The sequence below is a fragment of the Phycisphaeraceae bacterium genome, from assembly GCA_019636735.1.
In the GTDB taxonomy this organism is placed as follows: Bacteria; Planctomycetota; Phycisphaerae; order Phycisphaerales; family SM1A02; genus VGXK01.
In genome coordinates this window covers 341,506-358,893 of record JAHBWY010000004.1, presented here as the reverse complement: position 1 = coordinate 358,893, position 17,388 = coordinate 341,506, and the positions used below count along the sequence as shown (strand labels likewise).

General features: G+C 66.2%; 15 protein-coding genes and 1 tRNA gene. 11 read left to right on the top strand and 5 right to left on the bottom strand.

From position 1 onward, the window contains the following. Positions 1-31 precede the first annotated feature (31 nt). The 4 genes from KF724_07580 to atpD all read left to right on the top strand — a co-directional run bounded on the left by KF724_07580 (position 32) and on the right by atpD (position 3,448). Positions 32-598, top strand: coding sequence for an RNA polymerase sigma factor (locus KF724_07580; protein ID MBX3355542.1), 567 nt, complete (start codon positions 32-34; stop codon positions 596-598). Positions 599-609: 11 nt separating this feature from the next. Then, positions 610-1,440: a hypothetical protein gene (locus tag KF724_07575; protein MBX3355541.1), complete on the top strand. Its 831-nt coding sequence runs from the start codon at positions 610-612 to the stop codon at positions 1,438-1,440. A 77-nt stretch (positions 1,441-1,517) separates the two neighbouring features. After that, the gene (locus tag KF724_07570; GenBank protein MBX3355540.1) at positions 1,518-1,757 is read left to right on the top strand and encodes a hypothetical protein; all 240 of its coding nucleotides are present in this window, start codon (positions 1,518-1,520) and stop codon (positions 1,755-1,757) included. Between the two features lie 248 nt (positions 1,758-2,005). Beyond that, positions 2,006-3,448, top strand: coding sequence for a F0F1 ATP synthase subunit beta (atpD, locus tag KF724_07565; GenBank protein ID MBX3355539.1), 1,443 nt, complete (start codon positions 2,006-2,008; stop codon positions 3,446-3,448). A 108-nt stretch (positions 3,449-3,556) separates the two neighbouring features. Here atpD and bamE read toward each other — a convergent pair whose 3' ends face one another. Beyond that, positions 3,557-3,862 (bottom strand): outer membrane protein assembly factor BamE, encoded by a 306-nt coding sequence (gene bamE / locus KF724_07560; protein ID MBX3355538.1) that lies wholly within the window; start codon positions 3,860-3,862, stop codon positions 3,557-3,559. Between the two features lie 225 nt (positions 3,863-4,087). Here bamE and KF724_07555 point away from each other — a divergent pair, with 225 nt between their 5' ends. From KF724_07555 to KF724_07545, 3 genes are all read left to right on the top strand, one after another. Continuing rightward, positions 4,088-6,124, top strand: coding sequence for a hypothetical protein (locus KF724_07555; protein ID MBX3355537.1), 2,037 nt, complete (start codon positions 4,088-4,090; stop codon positions 6,122-6,124). Positions 6,125-6,404: 280 nt separating this feature from the next. Continuing rightward, positions 6,405-6,478: transfer RNA gene (locus tag KF724_07550), tRNA-Arg, on the top strand. A 368-nt stretch (positions 6,479-6,846) separates the two neighbouring features. Further along, a complete protein-coding gene (locus KF724_07545; GenBank protein ID MBX3355536.1) occupies positions 6,847-7,371 on the top strand; it encodes a hypothetical protein in 525 nt (174 codons plus the stop codon). A gap of 44 nt (positions 7,372-7,415) precedes the next feature. On the opposite strand, the gene KF724_07540 is transcribed toward KF724_07545, so the two are convergent. Continuing rightward, positions 7,416-8,747 carry a right-handed parallel beta-helix repeat-containing protein gene (locus KF724_07540; GenBank protein ID MBX3355535.1) on the bottom strand — a complete coding sequence of 444 codons (1,332 nt, stop codon included), beginning with the start codon at positions 8,745-8,747 and terminating at the stop codon, positions 7,416-7,418. 453 nt (positions 8,748-9,200) lie between these two features. On the opposite strand from KF724_07540, the gene KF724_07535 reads away from it, so the two are divergent. Beyond that, complete coding sequence (locus tag KF724_07535; protein MBX3355534.1) at positions 9,201-11,669, top strand: hypothetical protein; 2,469 nt, start codon at positions 9,201-9,203, stop codon at positions 11,667-11,669. On the opposite strand, the gene KF724_07530 is transcribed toward KF724_07535, so the two are convergent. Beyond that, complete coding sequence (locus tag KF724_07530) at positions 11,648-12,496, bottom strand: hypothetical protein (protein MBX3355533.1); 849 nt, start codon at positions 12,494-12,496, stop codon at positions 11,648-11,650. The two genes, KF724_07535 and KF724_07530, sit on opposite strands and share 22 nt — an antisense overlap. A 26-nt stretch (positions 12,497-12,522) precedes the next feature. Here KF724_07530 and KF724_07525 point away from each other — a divergent pair, with 26 nt between their 5' ends. From KF724_07525 to KF724_07515, 3 genes are read left to right on the top strand one after another with little or no spacing between them, the layout of a single operon-like run. After that, on the top strand, positions 12,523-12,930 hold the full coding sequence (locus tag KF724_07525; protein MBX3355532.1) for a hypothetical protein: 408 nt from the start codon (positions 12,523-12,525) through the stop codon (positions 12,928-12,930). A gap of 53 nt (positions 12,931-12,983) precedes the next feature. Further along, positions 12,984-13,748, top strand: coding sequence for a type II secretion system protein (locus tag KF724_07520; protein ID MBX3355531.1), 765 nt, complete (start codon positions 12,984-12,986; stop codon positions 13,746-13,748). Positions 13,749-13,770: 22 nt separating this feature from the next. Further along, the gene (locus KF724_07515) at positions 13,771-14,601 is read left to right on the top strand and encodes a dockerin type I repeat-containing protein (protein ID MBX3355530.1); all 831 of its coding nucleotides are present in this window, start codon (positions 13,771-13,773) and stop codon (positions 14,599-14,601) included. A gap of 178 nt (positions 14,602-14,779) precedes the next feature. Here the strand turns inward: KF724_07515 and KF724_07510 are convergent, their stop codons facing one another. Then, positions 14,780-16,540, bottom strand: coding sequence for an ABC transporter substrate-binding protein (locus tag KF724_07510; protein ID MBX3355529.1), 1,761 nt, complete (start codon positions 16,538-16,540; stop codon positions 14,780-14,782). Then, positions 16,537-17,388, bottom strand: coding sequence for an ABC transporter ATP-binding protein (locus tag KF724_07505; protein MBX3355528.1), 852 nt, complete (start codon positions 17,386-17,388; stop codon positions 16,537-16,539). The genes KF724_07510 and KF724_07505 overlap by 4 nt, the downstream gene beginning before the upstream one ends.

Here is a 17,388-nt window from a genome sequence, read left to right as displayed (position 1 = left end):
CCCGAGCCGATGTTTCTCCACGGAGTTCCCTGTGAGCGAACCGCTGTCCGAAGACGCCCTTCGAGCCTGGATGGACCGCATGGGTGGTCCCCTGCTCGGGATCGCCATGGGCATCCTCAAGGATCGGGCGCGCGCCGAGGACATCGTGCAGGAGACCTTCCTGCGACTCTGGCGGCGGCCGCCGGACCAGGGCGAGCCGGTCTACCCCTCGTGGCTTCGCACGGTGGTAACCAACCTCTCGATCAACGCGCTCAAGCAGCGACGGCGCCAGGCCGCGTCGGTCGAGACGATCGAAGCCGAAGCGCCGGGCGCTGCGACGCAGGCGCAGGCGGGGCTTGCCGCGCGAGAGGATCTCGATCGCGTGGAGCGGGCGCTCGCGCGGCTCGACCCGGCGAAGCGGGCCATCATCATGCTGCGAGCGCAGGATGACCTCGCCTATGAAGACATTGCTCGCGTGCTTGGGATCCCGGTTGGGACGGTGATGAGCCGCCTCAACCGCGCGAGACTGGCGCTTCAGCGCGAACTCGAGGCCATGGACCAGGAGTCGCGCGGGAGCTCATTCGATATTCGACGCTATCGCGCCGCAGGCGGCGCGTGAGGAGTGACGCCATGGATGACCGACGGGACTTCGACTGCATCGACTTCAAGCTTCTGCTCACGGCACTGGTCGACGGCACCGCACCAACCGAGGCACGCCAGACGGCGGAGCGTCACGCGCTCTCCTGCTCGGCGTGCCTGAAACTGCTTGAGGATGCGGAGGCGACCGACTTCATGCTGCGTCTGGCGGCTCGCGCCGAGCCGGCGTCACTCTCCGGAGACTTTGCCGACCGCGTGATCGCTGCAACCCATGGCGCCGAGATGGACGACCTTCCGCGCCAGCGTTCGTCCCGCCGCGCCTCGTGGCGAGAAGGTGTGGCGTGGCTCGCCGCGGCGGCGAGCCTGATGCTCGCGCTGGTCATCTGGAGCGTCGAGCAGCGCCCCGAGTCCCGCGGGAGCACGCGCGGTTTCGCCATGGCAACGATCGCCTCGCCGGTCTTCAGTGGTGTGCGCGAGCTCACCGATGAGGATCGTCGTGTGCGGGCGGGCCAGGAGGATGGCCTCGTGCGCACTGAGACCATCGCCTCTCTTCTCCGCGAACTCGCAGAGACGCTCGACCGAATCGATGCCCTCGATCCGGGAGACACGAACGCGGCGCTCGCCCTCTCCGCGCGGGTTGAAGTGCTCGAACTTGGGCGCCGCGCTTCGCTCCTCCGCAACTCGATGCCGGTCGAGCGCCGCGCCGATCTCGAGGCCGCCGAGGCGATTCTCGCAGGGCTCTCCGCAAGCGCCCCCGATCCGGTCCGACTCGAGCGACTCCAGGAGACACTCCGATCACTTGCCCTCGCGCAGCGATTGCGCGACATGGCCAGGGCGCTCCCGCGAACCATCGCGGCGGCGTGATCCGAGCGCTGTTTCAGGAATCGTCGCACGACGCGGCAAAGTCGCTCCGCCCCCTTGGCCGATAGAGTGTCCACCTCATGGAGATCGCCGCTTCGTCCGCCGCTGGCTCGCTTCAGGTTCACCGGATCTATGGCGCCATCCGACCGGTGTCGCCCATCGCCCCGCTGGCCGCGGGCTCGGTCCGAACTCCGGCGGATCCATCCTTCGCGCCCGGACTTCCAGCCAACGACTCCCTGCAGTTCTATGGCCGCGCGGCTGATCGGATCGAGGCGGCTACTGCGGTGAGACTCGGCCAGATCCTCGATCGCCGCGCTTGAGCAACTGGTCGTCAAGACCACGGTCGTTCGCACTCCCCCGACCTGGCCCCGCTTCAACAGCACTTCAGCCCCTGTGTTGGCGCGGCGGCACTCCCCCATGCTCGAGAGCGGGCCATCAGCCTCCGCATGAACGCCCGCGGAGAATTCGCTATTCTGCTCGGTCCCTTCGGACCTCACCCGCCTTGCGGCGGTTCGAGCGTTCCGGCGGTCGTCGTTCCGCAATCCCGCACGCCAGAGAGAGCACCCGCATGCCCGCCACCGGCACCGTGATCCAGGTCATCGGCAGCACCTTCGACGCCCAGTTCCCCGAGGACCAGATCCCCGAGATCTACAACGCCGTCCATGTGCACTATGACTTCCGCGGCGAGAAGTCGACGCTGGTCGGCGAAGTGGCCAAGCACCTTGGTGGTGGCCAGGTGCGCTGCGTGGCGCTCGCCTCGACCGACGGCGTGCGCCGCGGCGACCCCTGCCAGGACACCGGTGCCGCCGTCGCCGTGCCGGTGGGCGAAGGTGTGCTCGGTCGAGTTTTCAACCTGCTCGGTGAGCCAGTCGATGGCCGCGGCCCCGTGAAGAGCACGGAGCGCGAGCCGATTCATCGCAAGCCGCCCGAGTTCGTCGACCTCAACCCGAAGACCGAGGTTCTTCCGACCGGCATCAAGGTCATCGACCTGCTCTGCCCGTTCGTCCGCGGTGGCAAGATCGGACTCTTCGGCGGTGCAGGCGTCGGCAAGACCGTCGTCATCCAGGAGATGATCGCGCGCGTCGCTCGAAACTTCGGTGGCTATTCAGTCTTCGCCGGCGTCGGCGAGCGCACCCGCGAGGGCAACGACCTCTGGCTCGAGATGCAGGAGGCTGAGTACACCGATTCCGAGGGCAAGACGGCGCATGTCATTGACAAGGTGGCCATGGTCTTCGGCCAGATGAACGAGCCGCCAGGCGCGCGACTTCGGGTGGCGCTCTCCGCGCTCACCATGGCCGAGTTCTTCCGCGACAAGAGCGGCAAGGAGACGCTCATGTTCGTGGACAATGTCTTCCGCTTCACGCAGGCGGGCTCGGAGGTCTCCGCGCTCCTCGGCCGAATGCCGAGCGCCGTGGGTTACCAGCCGACGCTCTCCACCGAGATGGGCCAGATGCAGGAGCGCATCACCTCCACCCGACAGGGCGCTATCACCAGCGTGCAGGCCATCTATGTGCCTGCCGACGACCTGACCGATCCGGCACCAGCGACCACCTTCAGCCACCTTGACGCCTTCGTCGTGCTTGAGCGCAAGATCGCCGAAAAGGGCATCTACCCCGCCGTCGATCCTCTCGCGTCGACGAGCCGCATTCTCGATCCGCAGATCGTCGGCGAGCACCACTACCGAGTCTCGCGCCGCGTGCAGAACATTCTTCAGCGCTACAAGGATCTTCAGGACATCATCGCCATCCTTGGTGTCGATGAGCTCTCTGAAGATGACAAGCTCACCGTGTCGCGCGCCCGCAAGATCGAGCGCTTTCTCTCGCAGCCCTTCTATGTCGCCGAAGTCTTCACCGGCTTCCCCGGCGTCACCACGAAGCTCGAGGAGACGATCGACAGCTTCGAGCGCATCTGCAACGGCGAGGCGGACGATCTCCCCGAGAGCGCGTTCATGTATGTCGGCACCATCGACGATGCCCGCGCGAAGGCCGAGAAGATGGCCGCGGCGGTCTGAGCGACGGCCGGTCGACCTTGAAGAAGCTCGTCATCGCACGAGTGCGGTGCGCCTTCAGCCCGTGTCACGGGCGGGGCTTGCCTGCGCAGTACCGCAACCCGCGAGCGCTCACCACGGCCGGATGGGCGGGCGGAAGTCGACCACATTGCCCTCTTCGTCGAAGTAGACGGCCCACACTCGATCAGGTGCTTCACCGGGGAAGACCACGCCGGTCGCGAGGGTGCTCAGGTTGTCGCCATATTGCCAGCGATCGAAGGCGACCACGACATCGTTGCCAACACGACGGGCGTCGACGCGAGAACTGGGTTCACCGAGGATCTGCGCGACTTCGGCCTTCGACATGCCCTGCTGAAGGCGGCTCCAGTTGGTCTCATGCTGCGACTCGCACCCGGCGAGCGCGAAGAGAGCGGCCAAGGGGGCGAGGGTCACGAACGGGCGGGTCGGGAGCGATCGCACCCAGACACGGTACCGCGCCAAGGTTCTCGCGGGAGTACCGCCGCGCGACCCCATCGCGGAGCGGCAGAGACATCACGGTGCCCCTCGCCTCGGCGCGCGTCACGCGTGCGGCTGCACACACGCGGCGTGGGTACGGGGGAGACGGCGGCATGTCCGGCGCCGTTGACCGCGTAGGATCGCTCCATGACTCTGACGGCCCCGACATCACCTCCGCCCGCCGCGACCACCGATCTTCCCGTGCGCTCCGTTATCGATGCCCTGCTCGCGCGCTTCGGTGCCGAGCATCAGGCCCGCATCGAGCGCGGGGTGCGCCAGGTCGCGCGTCGCTGGCAGCAGAGCGATGGCAGCGGCGCCGACTTCGAGGCCTTCTGCCTGCGCCACTTCGTCGCCGACGAGGGCGATCTTCGTCGCCTCTTCAACCGTTTCGAAGTGGCCGTCGAACAGATCGGCGGTCACCTCCACGAGATGCGCCGCACGCTGCGACGATGGAGCGATCTCCGCGGCGATGACCTTCCCGGTGTCGATGATCTGCTCGCGAAGTTCGATCCGGCCCCGGACCTGAGCGATCAGCTCTATCGACAGCGACTGGCCTTCGTGGTGCTGCTCAACTTCGCACGGCCCGAACTGCCGGAGATGCTCGAACGCGGCGGAGAGTGGAAGACCGAGCAGTGGGCTGAAGCGCGGATCGCCCAGGCCTTCGGCGCTCGCGTGCCCTCGGAGTTGAACGACCTCGCGCGACGCATCAGCCACGAGGCCAATGTCTTCGTTCAGGAGTTCCATGTCCCGGTGGGCGGCATGGTCGATGGCTCGGGGCGCCAGTGGTTCGAGCCGGGCCGACGGCTCATCGCCCATTGGCTCATTCGAGAGCAGATCAAGGCGGCGTACGGACGGGAGCATGGCGCCGAACTCCAGCGGGCGCTGGCCTGGGTGATGGCGCGTCACATCGATGGATCGATTCCCCGATCGGTGATGGATGGCACGGCCACGGGCAAGTGGGACCCCCAGGCGAACACGATCAACGGCCAACCGGTGAACAGCTCTTCGTCGAGGACGGCTCAGGGCAGTCCGTCACCCGGCGATGTCGACGCGGTTGTCGGCCCCGAGCGCTATCGGCGCTGGCTCGACCAGCGATCGCTCGCAGAGCGGTTCGACAGGCTCTATCCGGAGCACCCGACCGCCATGGCGCGGAAGTTCGACTTGCATCGGGAGGTTCCCGAGACCGAGGTCGAGCGCCTGCTGATCGAACTGCTTGAAGCGCCGATGCGGCGCGACCTTGCGGCGCTGCTCGCGCGGCGCATCGGGCGACCGCTTGAAGCCTTCGACATTTACTTCGAGGACCTCGCCGAGGAGTGCGATGGCCCCTCGATGGATGCCGCGGTGCGAACTCACTTCGCCGATGAGGGCGACTTCCAGTCGAAGCTGCCCCAGATCCTGCGTGGACTTGGCTTCGCATCGGAAGACGCGGACTTTCTCGGCTCACGCATCCGGGTGGAGATTGCCAAGGGTGCGGGCCATGCCATTCGCCCGCTGCTCACGGAGTATGACGCATGGCTGCGCACCAACCGGCTCGACAAGGAGCTCGGATGGGATGGCTTCGACACCGCGATGCACGAGCTCGGTCACAACCTTGAGCAGCTCATCTCGACCTTCTTCGTGCCGAGGTCGAGTTTGCGCGGCGTGCCGAACACGGCATGCACCGAGGCCTTCGCGTTTCTCTACCAGTCACTTGGTCGCCGTGTGCTCGGCCTCGAGGACCCGGCGCTCGCGCAGCGGCAGGCCGATCTCGACGCAGTGCAGACGATGCTCGCCGCGTGCCAGATCGCCGGTCCCAGCCTGCTCGAACTTCACGCGTGGCGTTGGCTCTACGCCCATCCCGGCGCCTCACCTGAAGCGCTTCGAGATGAAGTGATCTCGATTGCCGATCGGCTCTGGAGTCGCTTCTACGAGCGCGACTTCGGCCCCGATCCCTACCACCTGCTCGCGGCGTATCAGCACATGATCGCCCATCCGCTCTACCTCGCGGATTACACGCTGGGCCACATCATGAGCCACCAGATTCGCAGCCACATGCATGGGAAGGACCTTGCGGCGGAGACGAAGCGCATCTGTTCGATCGGCCGAGTGACGCCCGACCTCTGGATGCGCCGCGCGGTCGGCTCGCCGGTCAGCGCTGCGGCGCTCATCCGCGACTCTGCGGAGGCGCTCGCGCGCCTGACATGAGCACCGGGGCGATTGCACAGTCGATCTTCGTGCCGCGGGCTCCACGCGAGCCGAGCGGTCATCGATGCGACACGGTTCGCGCAGCGCCGGACATCTCCACCACGCTGAAACACTCGCGAGCCCCGGGCGAGTGACCAAAGCCCCGGGCGCCACCCCGAAGACCCTGGCACGCCTCGGCCGCTCGAGTGCTGCGCGGACAGCGATGGGCGCCTGACGCCGCTCATTGGCAACGGTGCCGTTGCGCGCGCCGCCGTGCGGGCGGTACACTGATCTCGACCAGGCACGCGTAGCTCAGCTGGATAGAGCATCGGTCTTCGAAGCCGAGGGTCGCAGGTTCGAATCCTGCCGCGTGCGTTGCGGATTCATCGGGTTGATAGGGCGCGTGAAGCAAGTGGACGATGGCCTCCGGTGGTACGACCACGCGCGGACCTGCTTCAGGCCCCTCCAGAGCAATCGTGGTCATCAGGGGCGATTCGGCGTCGCCCGGAGCGCGTCAGGGCGAATCGGAACAACTCCAGCCGAGGAGAGCAGTTCCAGAATTCTCCTTCCAGAGGGACCGACTTTGCGGTAATCTCTCGAACCGGCCGTCGTGGATCAGGCAGAGACCTGAACCAGGGTGGCTCATCCAGCCCCCCGATCGATCATCGGGGGCTGAATCCGCAGTGATCGGGCGTGGGATGGTCCCAAACCCGGCATGCAAGCTTCATGCAAAGGAGAGAAAGATGCGTCGACTTCTGACTGCGGCCGCCGTGGCCGCCCTCGCCGTGGCGGGTGCCGCCAAGGCGGAGTTCTTCCCCGGTCAGGCCATTGCCGTCAATGGCTTCGCAGAGAATGATCAGTTCGAGACCACCTGGGGCACCTGGGCCGGCCAGGGCGACCACACCATCGGTGGGGTCAGCAACTACTTCGACTCCGTCTTCGGACCGAACTTCCCCGTGCAGGTGTCCTCGAGCCTGATCGACCCGCTCACGCTGAGCATCATCATCAACTTCAGCGGCTTCTTCCCCGAGGACTTCCCGACGCACATCGTCGACATCCTCGGCCTGAAGAGCGATGGCACGATCGCCGGTGTCGAGACGAGCAATGGCAGCGTCTTCACCGATGGCAATGTCGTCTCGTGGCTCGGCAATGGTGATGAGCTTCAGAGCGACCCGATCGTGAAGATCACGATCTTCCAGATCCCCACCCCCGGCGCGCTTGCGTTGGTTGGCGTGGCAGGCCTGGCCGCTCGTCGCCGTCGCGCCTGACCCCGCGATCTGTTCACGCACGGCGGAGCTCCGCCGATCATGATTCAGTCACGAAACCCGCCGGTTCGCGCCGGCGGGTTTTGCATTGGCCTGACGCCGCGCCTGAACTCGTGCGTCCATGGAGACGCCCCCGCCGAGCCGACGCCGAAGCCGGCATCGCCGAGGTCCTCACACTCGTCGGGAATGCCGTTCCGGTTCTCATCGCGTGACAGGCCCATCGAGATCGCGCAAGCATCGGGAATGCCGTCGCCGTCGCAGTCGGGTTTGCATGCGTCGGGCACCCCGCTCTGGTCGCAGTCGGTCACTAGCCCTTCGGCGATCTCAAGATCGTCGGGAATCTGGTTCCCATTGCAGTCGCGCATGCAGTCGGTGGCGAACTCATTGTGACTCTCGACGATTCCACTCCCCTGCAGGTTCCACTCGCGCGTTCCACAGAAGCGGCTCGAGCGCACGGAGACCGTCGCGTCATGAGCGAGGAACGCCCATGCGGAGCGCGAGGCATTGCCCTCGAAGAGGCAGTGCTCGGCCTTGACGGAACCTCGCCGAACATAGATGGCGCCGCCCTGCTCACCACTCCGATTGCCGGTGAACTCGGTGTCGAGGATGACGACTTCAGCGGCATCGGCGAAGATCGCCCCACCCCATGCACCGCTGCTGACGCGATTTCCTGAGAAGCGACTGACGAGCACAGCGGGAGCGCCACCATCGAAGAAGAGGGCGCCACCGCCAGTGACTGCGACATTCCCTTCGAAGCCGCAGGAGACGAAAATGGGCGCTCCGCCACGACTCTGCACGGCGCCGCCGAACGGCCCGGCCGAGTTCCCGAGGAATCGACACTCATCGATGACGGCACGACTCTCCTCCAGGCGAAGCCCCGATGCCGAGTTGCCACTGATGACACAGCGGGCAATGAGTGGATCCGCCCGCTCGACAAAGACGCCGGTTCCATTCGGACCGCGGCCTGATCGAATCGTGAAGCCCGTCAGTTGTGCTCCGCGCGAGCTGGGCTGACCTCGAATGATGACCGCCGGGCCGCCGCGAGCGGGCCCTTCGATGATCGTGCGCTCCGCGCCGTCGCGCGAGCGAAGCGAGATCGCCTTGCCGCGAAAGTCAATGGGGCCCTGGTAGATGCCGGGCTCGACTTCGATGACCTCTCCCTCAATCGCCGCGTCGATGCGCCGCTGGATCTCAACCCCCGGGCGCCTGAACAGTGATCCTGCCGAGGAGCGGAGAGCTCCTTCAGCAAGTTCCGTCGAGTCACGCGGGCCACGGGCCTGGGCGGCTGCATCACGGAGCGCCGTGCCGCGAAAGAAGAGGCCTGCGCCGACGACGACCGCAAGGGCCATCACGAGCGCTCCCGCACCGAAGGCAACCATCGGGCCCGACCCACGACCGGAAGAGGCGCCACCCGAAGAAAAGGGCCGCCGGACGGCCGAGTCACCAAGGCCTGTGGCCGGCTCGCTCTGTCGATTGCCACGCGCACCAAGACGGCCCTTCTCAGGCAGGAAACCGTCGAGGTGTGGCGATGGCCCGGAAGGCGTCAGGCCATGCTGGCCGGACGAGGACTCTCTCTCCTCCGCCCCGAGGGGCGGGGTTCCGCAAGACCAATCATCATGTTCAGCCATGGCGAGTCAACCTCCATGGCCGCACTTCCTGCCCTGCACCTGTCGCTCGATTCGCAAGTTCAGATCACACCGAGATTTGCGATCACAAGGATTTGTTCCAACGGCGTGCAGTGACAGTGGACGGCCAACTCGAGAGGTCGGCCACGAGCGACCTCGCCTCCAGTCCAAAGCGTCGATCAAGGTCCCGGGGGTTACCCTTGTGCGGTGCGTCAGACCTTCCGGACGCTTCTGGCCGCATGTCTGCTCCAGATGGTCCCCCTTCTGGTCGGGTGTCAGGGCCGCGAGCCTCGCTTCGACATCGTTCCAGAGCCCGTTTCCCTCGCACTCCTCTGGCGGACCACGGACGGCACCATCGCGGAAGCCGCCGTGAACTGGCCTTGTTTCGACGAGCTCCACAGGGAGTACTTGCGCCAGTATCAGGCCCTCGTCGCCAGGGACGCGCCGCCGATCATCGAGCTCATGCAGCGGGGCGACCCGCAGTCTTGGCGCACCGACCCTGCTCGAATCGATCGCATGGTCGCGCACCAGTCAACGCTGCTCAACGCGATGGCCGCACTCGACGAGGGTCTCCTTCACGCCATCGAGGAGTGCGGCTTCGATCCGATGCTGGCCCGGAGGCTGCGCGTCGCGCGGCGCATCGAACGCGACGACCGTGTCATCGCTGGAAGTGGCGCCCGCGTCATGAACCTCGTCGACCTCATTCCCCCGAAGGTGCAGCGACGAGACGAAGTGGCCGAAGTGCTCCTGTCCTACTCAGAGGCGCTGGCCGACGCCATGCTCCCACTTCGGGAGGCGGAGCGAACCCGGCTTGCTCGCCACGCGCGAATCGTGGCCGCACTGACGGCGGCCAACGATCAGATCGATGAGGGCTCTCGGCTCTCGCGGAATGCAATGGACCGGCGCGCCACGAGCGAGTCCGGGGTTCCTGTCGATCGCGCCCTGAGTCGGATTCTCGATCTCAATCTCATCACGCTTCTGCAACTCGGGGCGGCTCTCTCCGCCGACGAGCGCCAGGATCTGGAGTGGCGCTTTCAGACGATGATTGACGGCGCCCTGGGCGGTCTCGGGGTCCCCCCCGGCAAGATGTGGGTTCTCGAGGTGGCGTTAGCAAGTCCCAGGGTTCCGATCGAGGCGCGCCGCTCCCTCCGCAACGACCTCGAGCGCTTCAAAGCAAGGGTCGCGCCATTGAGAGCGGAACGCCTCGCGGCGCTGCGAACGGGCGCCATAGTGCCGACTTCCGGCACCTTGCCGCCTGCTTTGGCACGCGAGATGGACCGGCTCATCGGCGTCTCTCAGGGGGCTCTCCCACCAGATGCCGTGGAGTCCTTGAACGCACTCCTCCATCCAACATCGATCGAGGCGATGGAGACGGCGCTTCGAACACTGGCCCCAGCCGACGCCGATCGACTTTGGCGACTGGTCCCGACGAGTCACCTTCCCGACGAGCTTGAGGTTGAGTTCCGCAGTCACGCGTTCAGCAAGCTGAGTCAGGTCGTCGTTGGGGCACCCTTCGACGACCGATGGCTCGAAGAGGTCCTCGCTCGCGCTCGCGTTCCCGAGGAGATCCGCGAGGTGGCCCGACATCTGTGGCGGGATCACGCCATTCCAGAGCTCGAGGCCTCGAAGCCGATTCGTGAGCGCGTGGCTTCCGATGAGCGTGCCCTGATCGAGGGCTTCTCGGCGGATCATGATGTCCCGCGTCTGTTCGACCGGTTCATTGCGTCCGTCGAAGAACTGCGCCGCTCACTCGAGTTGGTCGAAGAGCGCTACATCGACTCCCTCGAACCGCTCCTTCCGGGAGACGATGCCCGGGATGGACTGACCCTTCGGCTCCAACGACGGATCGCTCGGGATCACTTCGACTGGTCTGTCGTGCCATTCAGCGAGATGCTCGGTTTCGGGCCTGAGTGCAGCGTCAGCATGGTTGAACTCATCGCCGTCGCACCGCTGGAGCCCGGCGAAGCCGCCATCGCCCAGGATGTCCTCGAGAGGCGCCTGCCTGAGCTGGCCGGGGACGCCGCCGCATTCAGACTTGAAAGCGTCTCGGCCCTTCGACGGTTCATCGTCGAAGCCGCCCGCGCGGGAGCGTTCCATGGCGAACCAGAGAAGCTCACCCCCGTCACCATGGCGATCTCGGCGCAGTGGCGTGGGCCGGTCAATCGACACCTGGCGCTGCAGCGATCGGTTCTCGACGAAGTCGCGGAACTTCTTCCGGAGCGTGCGCGAATGCTGCGCCGAATGTGGCGTCGAGCCGCGTATCCGGAGCTCTTTGTCAACGAAGGACGGTTCGATCGCCTGCTGGACATGGCGCATGGCCAGAGCCGCGCCGGCCCCGAAGCCACCACCGCTGCGCCCGCCCACGAACGGCAACCTTCGGCATCGGTTGAGGAGCGCATCGGAGCCTGGGAGGAGGTGAGCGACCGTCTCGAAGCCGCCATGGTGGATCTTCGGCGCGAAGCGAAGTGCCAGCACGCGATCGTCAATCGAGGCATGCTGAAGGACTATCTTCGTACCCAGCCCGCGCTGGCGGCATCGGTTGCGCTTCGCCGGGAAGCCCAGCTTCGACTCTTGCGCGATCTCCTCATGCTGGTCGATGACCCCGCCTTCACGCGCGGTGTCGATGCATGGATGCGGCCCCGCATCTCCGCCTTCTACTGGCTGTCGGAAGGATGACCGCCTCGAGGTGAGCGGCGCGCCCCCGCGGCTTCTGATCCGCCCGCCTCGGAATCCTCCTTCTTGCCGATGATGAGCCAGTTGAAGCCGCGGAGGAAGAAGTTCCCCTCCTCCGCCGCCTTCCGGAAGTTGCCGCGATCGAGCTTCGCATTGCGCCGCGCCACGCAGATGATGTCCACCGGCCGAAAGTGTGAACGCATGCGCAGGAAGAGCTCGACGCCGATCGGCATGAAGCGGCCGCCGGGAGCGCCGCGCTGCTTCTTGAAGGAGTCGCTCACATAGATCGCCATGTAGCGTCGGTCCTTCAACACGCGATGGAGCTCACGGATGACCTTCTCCATCGCCGTGTAGTACGCCGTGCCGCCATCGTCACCACCGGCATCGAGGTGCCCGATGCAAGCGGGGTCATCGGAGTAGCGCAGGTGTGTCGAGTACGGCGGATCGATGAAGGCGAAGTCCGCGACGCCATCTTCAAGCGGCAGGCGCCGGGCATCGGCGCGGAAGATGTCGCTGCGAGATGGCGCAAGGTCGTACCCGAGCGCGCGGCGACCCAGATCGCGCGCGACATCGAGCGTGGTGCCGGAGCCGCACATCGGGTCGATCACAAGATCCTTCCCTCGCGTGTAGCGAGAGAGCAGTTGCCAGATGACCCAGCTCGGTGTCGCGCCCTGGTAATCCTTGTCCCCCTGCATGGTCCGGCGCACGCCATCCGCTCCGACCGTGTCGTAGTGCTGGCTCGGATAGTGCCAGAGCGTGGTCGTCTCGAGCCGCAGCGGGGGTCGTTCCGCCTTGGTCGACGCTCTTCGGATGGGCCTCTTGTCACTCACTGGCCGCAAGGCTAGCCTTGCCCGAGATGGTGCGCAGGCTTCCATTCGCCGTCCTCCTGGTGCTCATGGTCGTGGGCCTCCCCGGCGCGCGGCTGGTCCATGAGTGGACGGCCCATGGCTGCGCGGCGAGCCCGTCGAGCTGCTGCCCCACAAGGGCCTATGGCGCCGCGGCTGCGCCGGGGGACGCACGAGCGCACCGCCACTTCACCCATCCCTCGGAGGAGCATGGCTCTCCCACTCCAGGGGTGCCCTCCGATCACGACTGTCTCACCTGCGCCGAGCTCGCGGTGCTGTCGGGTGGCGCGCCCTCTGACGCGCCGACTTTCATTGCGATCAACACCGAGTCGATCCGCGACGGCGTGGTGACCGAGCGGACTCACGCGAACGCCGCTCCGCGCGCGGTGCGAGCGAGACCGCCGCCGATGCTGGCCTGAGCCACGCGTCGAATCTCCTTGTCGCACTTCCCGTTTCTCACTGGAGGCACACCATGTGCCCATGTTCGTCAATGCGCCGCCAAGGGCGGCGCGCTTTCACCATCGTTGAATTGATGGTGGTCATCGGCATTGTTGCGATCCTGATGAGCCTTCTGCTGATCGGGCTGAGCACCGTCAGCCGACAGGCCACCGTCACAAGCTGCCTCTCGCAGCTCAGAGAACTCTTCAACGCCCACACCTCGTACGCGAATCTCTATCAGGAGTGCTTCGTCGATGTGGGGCTTCCCCACGGAGGCGGCGGCGACCCGAAGCGTTCGTTCGTCACCACGCTTCGAGGCTTCGGGATGGATGAAGTCGCGCTTCGCAGTCCGCTCGATCGGAGTTCGCACTGGGCGCCTGAGTTCGGCGAAGGCGTTCCGGTGAGTCTCTCGGGAGGCACCCCGCTCTATCGACGCACGAGCTTCGGCATGAACAACTACCTCTCACGGACCTACTCCCCCACCATGATCACCGGCGCCGGTGCGCCGGCCGATCGACTGTCGCGCGTCCCTCGCCCCGATCAGGTCATCTGCTTCCTGCTCATGACCGAACGGGGCAACTACGCCGGCAGCGATCACCCCCATGTCGAGAACTGGGGCGTGGTGAGCAATCCGGCGGCGCTCGCCGCCACGCAATGCCAGATCAACGCGATCGATCGGAGGCCGCCCTCCGGCAGCTCGCGCTCCAACTGGAGCTTCGTCGACGGACATGTCGCGACGCTCACCTTCGACGAGGTCTTCACCTCGCCGCAGGAGAACCGATTCAACCCCGGTCTCTGACCGGATTCAGAAGGACCCCCCAATGACCTTGTTCAAAGCTTGGCCACTTTCCCTGCCGCGCACCGGAACGGTCGCGGCCCTCACCCTCGCGTTCACGGCCTCGGCCCTCGCTGACGGCGTGCACGATGGTGACATCGTGCTGCTCATCGACAACTCTCGCATCACCACCTTCGAAGCCAACGAGGAGGGCGTCGCACCTCGTCGCGTCTTCGCCGGGACGCTCGGTGAGTTCGGTGTTCCCGGTGTCGGCGATGAGCCTGGATTCGACAACCCGGCAGGTACCTTCGAGCCGGGGAGCTTCATCAGCTTCACCATTCAATCGCCGCTGAAGGTCTGGAGCGGCGAGGACTTTCAGCCGACCGCCACGAATCCGATGGATGGCGTGCGCATCCGCCTCTCCTTCGCGTCTCTTTCCGCAACGAGCGCCGATGGCCCCGTCGATGGCTTCGGGCTCGCGGTCGCGCCGAATGGCGAGTGGCACATTCACTACATCTTCGAAGTGCTTCCGGCGCCGGGTGACGCCGAGGTCCCGGCGGGTGCCTACCTGCTCGAACTGGTGTTGCACACGACGCAGGAGGGGATCGCCTCGAGCGAACCCTTCTGGATCGTGCTGAACCATGAGCTCGACGAGGAGGCCTTTGAAGAGGCCTTCGAGTTCGCCGAGGAGACTCTCGGCGAGGCGTGCGTGGGCGATTTGAACGGTGATGGCACCGTGAATGGCGCCGATCTTGCGGTGCTGCTCGGGCTCTGGGGCGAGGAGGGCGGCTTCACCGCAGCAGATCTCAATGCGGACGGCACTGTCAATGGCGCTGACATTGCGATCCTGCTCGGCGCGTGGGGCGACTGCCCCTGAGCGACCTCGGCACCGCCGTCACTCGTGATGGTGTGCGCCAAGGCGACTCGTTGAAGGCGCTCTCCGCGCATGCCGCGCCAACGGCACGCCGGCAGGCAAGCGCATGACATTGCGGCCGGGAGTGGGTCCACACGGGCCCGCTCCCGGCCGTTTCACATGCTGAAGCGCCTTCGTTCAGTCAGCGCATGAGCGTGGCCGGTTCGTAGGTTCCCCTGATGAGTCCGAGCTCGCGCATCTGGGCCGCCAGTTCGCGCCAGCGCTCGGGGTCCATCGAGCCGAGGCCATGCTCGCGGGTCCACTCGGTCTCGATCAACGGGTGTTCGCGCTCCGCGGCGATGTTCATCGCCTCGAGAGACATCGCGGGGTTGAGTGCAGCGATCGCCGGATTGAAGCGCGCGGGGTCATCGAGATAGGCGCGCCACGCTTCGCGAAGCGCATCGACCATCTTCTCAACCACCTCGGGTCGCCGCTCGAGCGTACTGCGGCGCACGGCGATGACCGCGGTGTAGGGGTCGTAGCCACTCTCGGCCACGGGGAGCACGCGGACCGGCACGCCCTGAAGTTGCATCTGCACAGGTTCGGCGCTGATGAAGCACTGCTGCGCGAAGGCCGGATCGCGCGCGAAGAGCGCGAGCGCCCCGCCGTAGGGCACCAGCGTCACGCCACCTTCTCCGTAGCGCCGATTGAGGTAGGCGACATAGGGCAGCCCCGGCTCCACCGCGACCGTTGATCGGCTCGTCCACAGTTCACGAATGGAGGTGATGGGATTGGCTTCGTGGACCATGATGCCGACGGGACTCTGCTGGAAGATCGCGTAGATCGCCACGAGGTCACCGCCCTGCTCACGAATCTGGAGGATCTGGTCGGCGCTCACCACGCCGAAGTCGCACGCACCCGAGGCAATGAGCTGTGGTGTGGCCGTGCCGGCGCCGCCCTTGATGATCTCCACCTCAAGCCCGCGAGCATCGAACGCACCGATCGCCTGCGCCGCGTAGATGCCGCCGAACTCAGGCTCTGGAACCCAGTTGAGTTGCAGCGTGACGCGCGTGCGCTCCGACGACCCGGCGTCCGATCCACTTCGGCGCTCGCATCCACCCGAAACGAGAGAGAGCACGACGCCAACGGCAAGAAGCCAGACGACGGCGCGGACCACGCGCCCCTCGGCCGAATTCCCGGAGGCGTGCCAGCGCCGCAGGAAGAGCCATCCGCCGAAGCCCACCATGCCGAAGAGCATAAGTCCCACGAGCGACGAGAGCGCAATCGAGGCGAAGACGAGATCGGCGCGATTCTCCCGCATGGCTGAGAGGATCACGACACCGAGCGGAGCCTGACGACCGGCGTACCCCGAAACGAACTCGCCGACGATGGTGCCGATGACGGCGAGGCCCGCCGCAATCCGCAATCCCGTGATGATCTGCGGTGTCGATGCGGGGAGCCCGAGCTTCCACCAGGTGACCACGCGACCGGCGCGAGCCATCGAGAAGAGCTCTCGGAGTCCGGGGTCCACCGACCGCAGGCCATCGAGCGTGTTCGCGAGAACGGGGAAGATCGCGACGATGGCGCTTGCCGCGATCGTCGCCCCGAGGCCGTAGTGGAACCAGATCACGAGTAGCGGTGCCAGCGCCACCAGGGGCACCATCTGGAAGAGTGTCGCCAGCGGATAGAAACCGCGCTCAAGAAAGCGAGACATTGAGAGAACCGTTCCGAGGACGACACCGCCCACACCGGCGAACAGGAAGCCGAGGAGCGCACTGAGCGCCGTGCGTCCGGTCGCCGAAAGGAGTCGTTCAGCGTCGCCGACGAGCGCGCGGACCACATCAATGGGGCCCGGCAGAAGATAGGCCGCCGGTTGAAAGAGCCGCACCGCGCCCTCCCACAAGAGAAGGAGCGCCATCACGATCGTGACCGGCGGCAGTGCCGCGCGCAGGAGCGCCTTCACGCGCCACCTCGTGGCGAGGCACTCGCCGACTTTGCATCCCGGCTCGAAGACGATCCTCGCTCGCCGAGCATTTCGAAGATGCGAGCCGTCAGCGGCCCGAAGTCGGGAGTACCGCGACGAGCGACACCGGGCGCCCCAAGGTTCACGGTCAGCTCTTCACGCACGCGACCGGGCGACGAGGCCAACACCACGATGCGATCGGCCAAGGACAGCGCTTCCGAGATCGAGTGCGTGACCATCAGCACCGTCGCACCACTCTCCTGCCGAAGGCGAAGGAGTTCCTCGTCAAGCTCGAGCCGCGTCACTTCATCGAGGGCCGAGAAGGGCTCATCGAGAAGGAGAAGTCGCGGCTTGGTCACGAGCGCCCTCGCGAGCGCCACTCGCATGCGCATGCCCCCGGAGAGTTCGGCAGGCAGCGCCCTTGTGCGAGCGCCAAGTCGCACCAGTTCAAGTGCTTCGACGGCTCGGCGCCGCCGTTCCTCGCGCGGCACCCCGGCCAGTTCGAGGGGCAAGGCGACATTGTCGCGGGCGCAGCGCCACGGCAGAAGGCGCGGCTCCTGGAAGGCAAACCCGAGATCAAACCGCCGAGCCTCACTCGGTGCCGTTGCGATCGCCGCCGCCCCCTCTTCTCGATCGAAGAAATCGATTGAGCCCGCGTCACATCGCTCGAGCCCCCCGATGATCCGCAGGAGCGTCGTCTTCCCGCAGCCGCTAGCGCCGACGACCACCACGAACTCCCCCGGTGCCACCTCCATCGTGACTTGTCGGAGCGCCTCGACCTCTCCAAAGCGCCGCGAGACACTCTGCGCGCGCAACCCGAGCGCCGGTCGCCAAGCGCCGGTCGTCAC